The sequence below is a fragment of the Actinomadura napierensis genome, from assembly GCF_039529375.1.
Taxonomy (GTDB): domain Bacteria; phylum Actinomycetota; class Actinomycetes; order Streptosporangiales; family Streptosporangiaceae; genus Spirillospora; species Spirillospora napierensis.
On record NZ_BAAAMR010000013.1, the window covers coordinates 114469 to 123854 of the forward strand.

Sequence of the window (9386 nt, forward strand, 5' to 3'; positions counted from 1 at the left end):
TCCCCGTGACCGCCGGGGCGTCGGCATGTCCGCCGGTGGGGGAGAATCGCCGGTGTGCGGATCGGGATCCTGGGACCCCTGGAGGTGCGCGCGGACGGCGGCCCCGTCGAGGTCGGGGGAGCGCGGCTGCGGGCGCTGCTGACCCTGCTCGCCCTCGACCCGGGCGCGCTCCTGCCCGCCGAGCGGATCATCGATGCGCTCTGGGAGGACGGTGTGCCGCGCGGCGCGCCGAATGCGCTGCAGTCCCTGGTCTCGCGGCTGCGCGCCGCCATCGGCCGCGACGCGGTCGAGTCGCGGTCCGGCGCCTACCGGCTCGTCCTGCCGCGCGCGTGCGTCGACGCCCACGACTTCGAGGCGCAGGTCGCCGCCGCGCGGCGTGGCGGCGACCCCGGCGCCCGGTCGGCGGGGCTGCGCGAGGCGCTCGCCCTGTGGCGCGGGCCCGCCCTGGCCGACGCCGCCGGGCTGCGGTTCGCGGACGCGCCCGCCGCGCGGCTGGACGCCCTGCGCCGCGCCGCGCTGGAGGAGCGCATCGACGCCGACCTCGCGCTCGGCCGGCACGCCGAGGTGATCCCCGAACTGCGCGCCCTCGCCGCCGAGGACCCGCTCCGCGAGCCCGTCACCGCCCTGCTCATGCGGGCGCTGTACGCCGCCGGCCACCACGCCGAGGCGCTCACCCGGTACGAGGAGGCCAAGCGCGCCCTCGCCGACGGGCTCGGCGTCGACCCGTCGCCGGAGTTGGCGGCCGTCCACCTGGCCGTGCTGCGCCGCGACCCGGCTCTGGCGGCGGCCCCGGACGCCGGCCCCGCGCCGCAACCCCCGAAGGGCAACCTCAGCGCGCCGCTGACCAGCTTCATCGGGCGCGCCGCCGACCTGGAGAAGGTCGGCGCGCTGCTGGCGGACGCCCGCCTGGTCACCCTCACCGGCCCCGGCGGCGCCGGCAAGACCCGCCTGTCGGTCGAGGCCGCCCGCCACCTCGGCGCGCAGCGAGACGCGGCGTTCCCGGCGCCGGACGGCGCCTGGCTGGTCGAGCTGGCGCCGGTCACCGACCCGGGTGAGGTGCCCGCCGCCGTCCTGGCCGCGCTCGGGCTGCGTGAGGCGGCCCTGCCGATGCCCGGCCTGCGCGCCGCTCCGCACCCGTCCGACCCCCTGGACCGGCTCGTCACCGCGCTGTCGGGTAAGCGGCTGCTGCTGGTCCTGGACAACTGCGAGCACCTGCTGGACGCTGCTGCCGCGCTGGCCGACCGGGTCCTGGCCGCGTGCCCCGGCGTCCGGATCCTGGCGACCAGCCGGGAACCGCTCGGCATCACCGGCGAGACGCTCTGGCCCGTCGGGCCGCTGGAGGCGCCGCCCTCGTCGGCCGCCCCGGAGGAGGCGCGGGCGCGGCCCGCCGTCCGGCTGTTCGCCGACCGCGCCGCCGCCGTCTCGCCCGGGTTCGCGGTGACCGGCGCCAACGTCGCCTGGATCGTCCGGATCTGCCGGGCGCTGGACGGCATGCCGCTGGCGATCGAGCTCGCCGCCGCCCGGATGCGGGCGATGACGCCGGAGCAGGTCGCGACCAGGCTGGACGACCGGTTCCGGCTGCTCAGCGCGGGCAGCCGCACGGCCCTGCCCCGGCACCGGACGCTGCGGGCCGTCGTGGAGTGGAGCTGGGACCTGCTGGAGGAGCCCGAACGCGTGCTGTGCCGCCGGCTGGCCGTCTTCCCCGGCGGCGCGACGCTGGAGACCGTTGAGCGGGTGTGCGCCGGGCCGGGCCTCGGTCGCGCCGACGTCCTGGACGTGCTGACCGCGCTGGTCGACAAGTCCCTGGTGACGGTGACCGGCGCGGACGGCGGGCCGCGCTACCGGATGCTGGAGACGATCCGCGCGTACGGGACCGAGCGGCTCGCCGAGGCGGGCGAGGAGCGGGCCGTCCGGCGGGCGCACGCCGACTGCTTCGTCGCCCTGGCCGAGGAGGCGGAACCGCACCTGTACCGGGCCGAGCAGCTGGACTGGCTGCGCCGGCTCACCGCCGAGCACGACAACGTCTCCGCCGCGCTGCGCTGGACGATCTCCGCCGGGGACGCGGCGACGGCCCTGCGGTTCTGCGCGGCGCTCGGCTGGTACTGGTTCCTGCAGGGCGAGCTGCGCGACGGCGCCGACCACCTGGAGGAGATCCTCGCGCTTCCGGGCGTCCCGGACGACGGGACCACCGCCCTCGCCCTCGCCCTCGGGGCCATGGCCTCGCTGGACAACCAGCTCGACGGCGACCGCGTGCTCGGCTGGCTGACCCGCGCCCGGGGCCTGTGCGCCGGCCGCGACCCCGCCGCCGTGCACCCGGTGCTGCGCCTGATGCTCACCAGCTTCGAGATGTACACCGTGGGCTGGGACGACACGACGGCGATCGGCGTCGACGGGCTGCTGGACGACCCGGACCCGTGGGTGCGCGGCCTCGCGTACTTCATCCGCGGCCAGATCGCCCACAACTTCGGCTGGGTCGGCCGCGTGCAGGACGACTGCGACCGGGCGCTGGCCGCCTTCCGCGAGGCGGGGGACCGGTGGGGGCTGTCGTTCACGCTGGCCGCGCAGGCGGAGATCGCCGGCCGGGACGGCGACCACCGCCGCTCCGCGGTGCTCTACGAGGAGTCGCTGCGGCTGAACGCCGAGCTGGGCGGCGGGACGGCGGCGCTCGTCCACGTCAACATGAAGCTGGCCAACGCGCTGGACCTGATCGGCGAGCGCGCCCGCGGCGAGGCGCTGCTGCTCGCGGCGGTCGAGGGCGTCGAGGCGGCCCGGCGGCCGGAGGAGGTGGCCGCGGTGCACTACCAGCTCGGCGAGTTCGCCCGCCGCTCCGGCGACACGGCGGAGGCGCTGCGCCGGCTGTCCCGCGCCGACGAGCTGACCCGCGGCATTCCCGGCCCGCCGCAGTTCCGCGCGATGGTGCTGTGCTCGCGCGCGCAGCTCGACATGGCGATGGGCGCGATGGACGAGGCGTCCGCGCGGCTGGACGAGGCGGTGCGCGGCGCCGCGCACGCCCGCGACTACCCGATCCTGGCGTACGTGCTGGCGGGCCTCGCCGAGCGGTCGCGCCTGTCCGGCGATCCGGAACGGGCGGCCGTGCTGCTCGGCACCGCCGACGGGCTGCGCGGCACCCGCGACCTGTCGCAGCCGGACGTGCTGGCCATCGAGGCCGCCGTCCGCGCCGACCTCGGCGACGCGGCCTTCACGGCGGCCCACGGGCGCGGGCTGGCCCGCACCCTGGACGACGTCGTCGCCGAGTTCGGCCTCGCCCGCCCGTCCGCGTCGACGATGACGCGCCCGCCCGGCCCCGGAAGCGCCGCCTCCTGATCAGAGCGGCAGGCCGGCCCGTTTCACGGTCCGGATCACCGGCGCGGTCTCCATCGTGACGATGCCGTCCAGCGCGGCGACGCGCTCGGTGAGGTAGCGCGCGAGGTCCTCGGTGTCGCGGCAGTTCACGACGGCCACGAGGTTCGTCGGCCCGGTGGTCAGCGCGACGAACGACACCTCCGGATGCGCGGCCATCGCGGTCGCGGCGTCCGTTACGGCGGACGGGCGCACCGACATCCACAGCCGCGCCTCGGCGTGGAAGCCGAGCCGGGCCGGCTCGATGTCGACCTGGTACTGCAGGACGCCCGCGCCGCGCAGGGCCTCGGCACGGCGCTTGACCGTGGAGTCCGACCAGCCCGTCGCCTTGGCGAGGTCGGCGTAGCCGGCGCGGCCGTCCCGCGCGAGGGCGGCGAGCAGGGCCAGGTCGGCCGCGCCCACCTCGATCGGCCGCGTCCCGTCCGGCGCAGGAGGCGGCCGGAGCCGGACGGCCTGCTCGGGCGACAGCACCGCGGGGCCGAGCCAGGTGGCGGGCAGCGCGAAGCTCCGGAGCAGCAGGTGCGCCGAGACGCCGATCACCCGCCGGGTGCGCGGCAGCTTCTCCAGCAGCAGGGCGTCGCGCTCGTCCGCCGAGCGCGTCTGCGCGTTGCACGAGATCTCGGTGCCGCCGGACAGCAGGTACACGTACGAGGTGTCGTCGCGCGCCGCGAGCGCCCCGGCGATGGATCCGGCGGCGTCCGGGGTGCAGCGCAGCCGGATCGTCCACGAGGTGTACCCGAGCCTGCGCCCGTTCACCGCGCCGACGACCCGCAGCACGCCGGACGAGCGGAGCCGCCGGTACCGGCGCGCGATGGTGTTCTCCGAGACGCCGAGCACCTCGCCGATCCGGCTGAACGGGGCCCGCCCGTCGATCCGCAGCGCGTGCACGAGCCCGTGGTCGACCTCGTCCAGCGTGACGTCGTCCATCGCCACAGGCTACCTATTGACGGATTCCGCCGGAATCGCAGGCGTGGTTGGCGGACTCGTGCGGGCGGTGGCGACGCTGTGGGGGCCTTCCAGCGAAAGGAGAGTCCCGATGCGCCGATGGTCGCCGCTCGTGGCGGTCTGCCTGGGCTCGTTCATGTTCATCGTCGACACCACGATCGTCGCGGTGGCGCTACCCAGCGTCGCCGGCGGCCTGCACACCTCCCTGTCCGGCCTGCAATGGGTCGCCAACGTCTACACCCTCGTCCTCGCCGTGCTGATGCTCCCGGCGGGCTCGCTCGCCGACCGCTACGGGCACCGCGCCGCCTACCTCGCCGGGCTGGCGATCTTCGCGGCGGCGTCGGCGGGCTGCGCGCTCGCGCCGGACGCGGCGGCCCTCATCGCCGCCCGCGCCGTCCAGGGGATCGGCGGCGCCGCGATGGCCGTCACCGCGTTCTCCCTGATCGGCGCCGTCTACCAGGGGCCCGCGATGCGGACGGCGATGGGCGTGTGGGGCGCCGTGAGCGGGCTCGGCGGCGCGGCCGGGCCGATGCTCGGCGGCGCTCTGACCGCCTGGCTCGGCTGGCGCGCGATCTTCCTGGTGAACCTTCCGGTCGCGCTCGTCACCATCGCGCTGACGGTGAAGGTGATCGGGCGCGGCGAGCGGGCCGCGCGGCCCGTTTCGCTCGATCTGCCCGGCATGGCGCTGTTCGCGATCTGCGCGGGCGCCCTTACCGCCGCGCTGACCAGGGCCGGCACCGACGGCTGGGGCGCGGCCCCGGTGCTCGCCGGGCTGGCCGCCGCACTCGCCGCGCTGGCCGCGTTCATCGCCCTCGAACCGCGCCGCCGGCATCCGCTGCTCGACCTCCGGCTGTTCCGCGAACCCGCGTTCTCCGCCGTCATGGTCTGCGTGCTCGCCTCGTCGGCCGCGTTCGCCTGCCTGATCTACACCTCGGTCTGGCTCCAGTCGTCGGTCGGCCTCGGCCCCGTCCGCGCCGGCCTCGCGCTGATGCCGATGGCGCTGGCGACGTTCGCGGTCTCCACGCTGAGCGGGCGCCGCGTCCCGCCGCGCGTCGCCGTCGGCGGAGGGCTGCTGCTCAGCGGCATCGGCTGCGCGTTGCAGGCGCACCTGGACGCCGGCTCCGGCGCGTCCTCGATCACGTTCGGGCTGGTCGTGACCGGCGCGGGCGTCGGCCTGATGATCCCCGCGATGGGCACGGCCGTCATGACGGCGGCCCCGCCGGAGCGGCGCGGGACGGCCGCCGGCGCGATGACCACGTTCCGCCAGCTCGGCCAGACCCTCGGCGTCGCCGCCCTGGGCGTCCTGTTCCAGAACTCCCCGCACGACACCGCCGCCGGCCTGGACCGCGTCTACCTCGCCGCCGCGATCACCGGCCTCACCGCGGCGGCCCTCGCCTTCACCGCCCTCAGGCGCGCTTCTTGAAGGCGCGCAGGGACAAGGGGGCGAAGACGAGCGAGATGCCGACGCCCCAGGCCAGCGCGATCCAGGCGTGCTCCAGGACGGGGCCGCCGACCAGCAGCCCGCGCATCGACGCCACCAGCTGCGTCACCGGGCTGTTGTCCATGCAGAACGCCAGCCAGCCGGGGATGCCCTTGGTCGTCGGGATGAACGCCGTGCTCAGGAAGCTCAGCGGGAAGATCACCACGAAGCCGAAGATCTGCACCTTCTCCGGCTCGTTCACCTTCATCGCGATGAACACCGACGTCCACGAGAACAGCAGCGCGAACGTGAGCAGCAGCAGGAACGCCAGGAGCACCGGCAGGACGCCGGTGTGCACCCGGAACCCGATCGCGAACCCGACCGCCAGCAGGATCAGCATCGACCACGCCTGCTTGACGGTGTCGGCGATGATCCGCCCGGCGAGCGGCGCCGACCGCGAGATCGGCAGGCTGCGGAACCGGTCGAACACCCCCTTGGTGATGTCGGTGTTCAGCCCGAACCCGGTGCTCATCCCGGCGAACAGCGCGTTCTGCGCGATGATCCCCGGGATGACGATCGGCAGGTAGGCGTGCACGCTGCCGGCCATCGCCGGCCCGAACACGTAGGCGAACAGCAGCACGAACATGATGGGCTGGATGGACAGGTCCACCAGCTCCATCGGGTTGTGCTTGATCTGGACCAGGTTGCGCCAGGCCAGCGTCATCGTGTTGCGGACGGCGATGCCCGGCGACACCCGCTTGGCCAGGTCCTGCGGCGCGAACGTCGCGGTCGTCATGCCGACGCCCCTTCCCTGTCGGCGGCCTGCTCCAGCTCGCCGGCCTCCGCGTCGATGTCGTCGGTGTGGTGGCCGGTGAGGGCGAAGAACACCTCGTCCAGGCTGGACTTGCGCAGCGACAGCTCGCCGACCGCGACGCCCGCGTCGTCGAGCCGCCGGACGACCGCGGGCATCAGCGACGGATCGGTGATCGGCGCGGACACCAGCCCGTCCCGGATCTCCGGTTCCGTCCCGGTGAGGTCCGCGACGATCCGCGCGGCGGCGTCGCCGTCGCCGTCCCGGACCGGCCGCAGCTCCAGCACCTGCCCGCCGACCTGCGCCTTCAGCATGTCGGACGTGCCGTGCGCGATCGCCTGGCCGCGGTCGATCACCACGATGTCGTCGGCGAGCCGGTCGGCCTCCTCCAGGTACTGCGTGGTCAGCAGCACGGTGACGCCGTCGTCGGTCAGCCCGCGGACGATGTCCCACAGGCCGTTGCGGCTGCGCGGGTCGAGGCCCGTGGTCGGCTCGTCCAGGAACAGGATCTGCGGCCTCCCGACCAGGCTCGCCGCCAGGTCGAGGCGGCGGCGCATCCCGCCCGAGTAGGTCTTGGCGGCGCGCTCGGCGGCGTCGGTGAGCTGGAACCGCTCCAGCAGCTCGGCCGCCCGCGCCCGCGACGCCCGGCGCGGCATGCCGAGCAGCCGGCCGATCAGGATCAGGTTCTCGGTGCCGGTGAGCATCTCGTCGACCCCGGCGTACTGCCCGGTCAGGCCGATCAGCTGCCGCACCTTGTGCGCGTCCTTCACCACGTCGAACCCGCCGACCCGGGCGCTGCCCTCGGTCGGCTCGATCAGCGTGGCCAGGATCCGCGTCGCCGTCGTCTTCCCGGCGCCGTTCGGGCCGAGCATGCCCAGCACCGTGCCGGGCTCGGCGGTGAGAGAGACGCCGGCCAGCGCCCTGGTCTCACCGAACCGCTTCACCAGGCCCTCGGCCTGGATCGCGTGGGACATGTGATCTCCTAGGACTCGGTCCGCCGCACGTCCGGCCACTCTCCCAGCCGCTACTGACAAAACGCTGGTACGCCGTTGTTTTCTCCGGACGTTCTAAACTCGCGATGTGACGTCGGTGCGGCGCAGCCACCACAAGGACGGCGGGGGGTCGCACCCGCCGCGCCTGCGGCCGCCCGCGAACCGGGTCTCCCCGCGCGCCGTCGCGCACTGGGCCATCGAGTACCTCCTGCTGTGGGGCCTGGCGTTCGGCCTCGCGCTCGGCGTCGCCGCCTGGCTCGGCGACGCCGGATGGAGCGGCATGCCCGGCTGGCTGACCGGCCGCGTCGGCTGGCTGCCCTACATCGTCGGGACGGCCGGGCTGCTCATGGTCACCGCCGCGCCGGTCTGGCGGTACCGGGTGCACCGCTGGGAGGTCAGCGCCGACGTCGTCTACACCCGCACCGGCTGGTTCAGCCGCGAATGGCTGCTGGTGCCGGTCGGCCGGATCCAGACCGTCGACACCGAGCAGGGCTGGATCGAACGCCTGCTGGGGCTGGCCACCATCAAGGTCAACACCGCCTCGCACACCGGCTCGTCCGAGGTCTCCGGCCTGCCCCTGGCCGTGGCGACCCGGCTGGCCGAGCAGCTCGCGCACCGCGCGCACGACCTGCGCGACGACGCGACGTGAGCGTCCGGCCCGGGACCGGGGGGTCCGCCGCCGCGGGGCCCCCGCCGCACCCCGCCGCCGCGCCGCACCGCCGGCGCCTGCACCCGCTCACCTTCGTCGTCGGCGCCGTCCGGGAACTGGTCGCGCTGCTCGCCGCGGGTGCCACCGGCCTGCTCGTCGGCGGCGTGTCCATCGCGTTCTACTTCACCCTCGCCGGGCTCGCGTTCGGGCTGGTGTTCCACGTCGCCGGCTGGGCCACCTTCAGCTACGTCCTGCACGACGACCGCATCGAACTGCGCCGCGTCCTGCTCGGACGGTCCGTCAAGAGCATCCCGCGCGACCGGATCCGCGGCGTCGACGTCAGCACGTCCCTCCCGCACCGGCTGCTCGGCATCGCGGTCGTCCACATCGACGCCGGCGCCGAAGGCGGCGAGGGCACCCTCAACGCCGTCTCCCGCCGGGAGGCCGAGCGGCTCCGCCGGGTGCTGCTCGCCCGGCCGTCGGCCGAGCTGCGCCCGCCCCGCCGCGTCCTGGCCCGCCTGGCGCCCCGCTGGTACCTGTACGCCCCGCTCAGCGGCGCCTACCTGCTCACCCCGTTCGCGCTGGCCGGCAGCGTGCTCGGCACCCTCTACAACTTGAGCGACGACCTCGGCCTCATCACCCGGCAGCGCGTCGAGACCGTCGGGCACGACGTCGCCGGCGCGGCCCCCGTCCTCGCGGTCGTCCTCCTCGTCCTGCTGCTCCTGGCCATGCCGGTCATGTCGGTGATCGTCTTCGCGCTGTTCAACTGGGACTTCACCGTGCACCAGCGGGACGGGTCGATCCTCGTCGAGCGCGGCCTGCTCACCCGCCGCGCGGTGTCCCTCGAACGCCGCCGGCTGCGCGGCGTCGAGCTGTCGGACAACCCGCTCGAACGGCGCGCCGGCATCGTCCGCCTCGGCGCCCTCATCACCGGCCTCGGCGACGCCGCGCACCGCGGCCGGCTGCTGCCCGCCGCGCCCAGGGCCGCCGCCGAGGACCTCGCGTCCCGGGTCCTCGGCCCGGTGCCCGGCCCGCTGGTCGCCCATCCCCGCGCCGCGCGCGGCCGCCGCGTCGCCCGCGCCGTCGCGCCCCCCGCCGGCGTCGCCGCCCTCGCCCTCCTGGCCCGCCCGCCGTGGGTCGCCTTCCCCCGCGCCGCGCCCGCCGCCCGCCCCCCCCCCCCCCGCCCCGCCCCCCCCCCCCCCCCCCTCG

Annotated in this window: 7 protein-coding genes; 4 read left to right on the forward strand and 3 right to left on the reverse strand. The window is 75.6% G+C overall.

Translation table 11 applies throughout. The features are described from left to right. Positions 1-54: 54 nt before the first annotated feature. Positions 55-3324, forward strand: a complete 3270-nt coding sequence (locus ABD296_RS10490) for a BTAD domain-containing putative transcriptional regulator (RefSeq protein WP_344264152.1) — start codon at positions 55-57, stop codon at positions 3322-3324. Here the strand turns inward: ABD296_RS10490 and ABD296_RS10495 are convergent, their stop codons facing one another. Beyond that, the gene (locus ABD296_RS10495; protein WP_344264154.1) at positions 3325-4287 is read right to left on the reverse strand and encodes an Lrp/AsnC family transcriptional regulator; all 963 of its coding nucleotides are present in this window, start codon (positions 4285-4287) and stop codon (positions 3325-3327) included. A gap of 109 nt (positions 4288-4396) precedes the next feature. On the opposite strand from ABD296_RS10495, the gene ABD296_RS10500 reads away from it, so the two are divergent. Further along, complete coding sequence (locus ABD296_RS10500; protein WP_344264156.1) at positions 4397-5728, forward strand: MFS transporter; 1332 nt, start codon at positions 4397-4399, stop codon at positions 5726-5728. Here the strand turns inward: ABD296_RS10500 and ABD296_RS10505 are convergent. Continuing rightward, positions 5712-6521 carry an ABC transporter permease gene (locus tag ABD296_RS10505; protein WP_344264158.1) on the reverse strand — a complete coding sequence of 270 codons (810 nt, stop codon included), beginning with the start codon at positions 6519-6521 and terminating at the stop codon, positions 5712-5714. The two genes, ABD296_RS10500 and ABD296_RS10505, sit on opposite strands and share 17 nt — an antisense overlap. Continuing rightward, a complete protein-coding gene (locus ABD296_RS10510) occupies positions 6518-7510 on the reverse strand; it encodes an ATP-binding cassette domain-containing protein (RefSeq protein ID WP_344264160.1) in 993 nt (330 codons plus the stop codon). The genes ABD296_RS10505 and ABD296_RS10510 overlap by 4 nt, the downstream gene beginning before the upstream one ends. Positions 7511-7616: 106 nt before the next feature. Between ABD296_RS10510 and ABD296_RS10515 the strand changes: the two genes are divergently transcribed. Both ABD296_RS10515 and ABD296_RS10520 read left to right on the forward strand, forming a co-directional pair. Further along, a complete protein-coding gene (locus ABD296_RS10515) occupies positions 7617-8177 on the forward strand; it encodes a PH domain-containing protein (RefSeq protein WP_344264162.1) in 561 nt (186 codons plus the stop codon). Further along, a partial coding sequence (locus tag ABD296_RS10520) for a PH domain-containing protein (RefSeq protein WP_344264164.1) occupies positions 8174-9386 on the forward strand: 1213 nt, incomplete at its 3' end. The genes ABD296_RS10515 and ABD296_RS10520, both read left to right, overlap by 4 nt.

Bases quoted from the DNA above. Each gene is read 5' to 3' on its own strand.
- ABD296_RS10510 (WP_344264160.1), bottom strand. From the start codon at position 7,510: ATGTCCCACGCGATCCAGGCCGAGGGCCTGGTGAAGCGGTTCGGTGAG.
- ABD296_RS10495 (WP_344264154.1), bottom strand. From the start codon at position 4,287: ATGGACGACGTCACGCTGGACGAGGTCGACCACGGGCTCGTGCACGCG.
- ABD296_RS10500 (WP_344264156.1), top strand. From the start codon at position 4,397: ATGCGCCGATGGTCGCCGCTCGTGGCGGTCTGCCTGGGCTCGTTCATG.
- ABD296_RS10505 (WP_344264158.1), bottom strand. From the start codon at position 6,521: ATGACGACCGCGACGTTCGCGCCGCAGGACCTGGCCAAGCGGGTGTCG.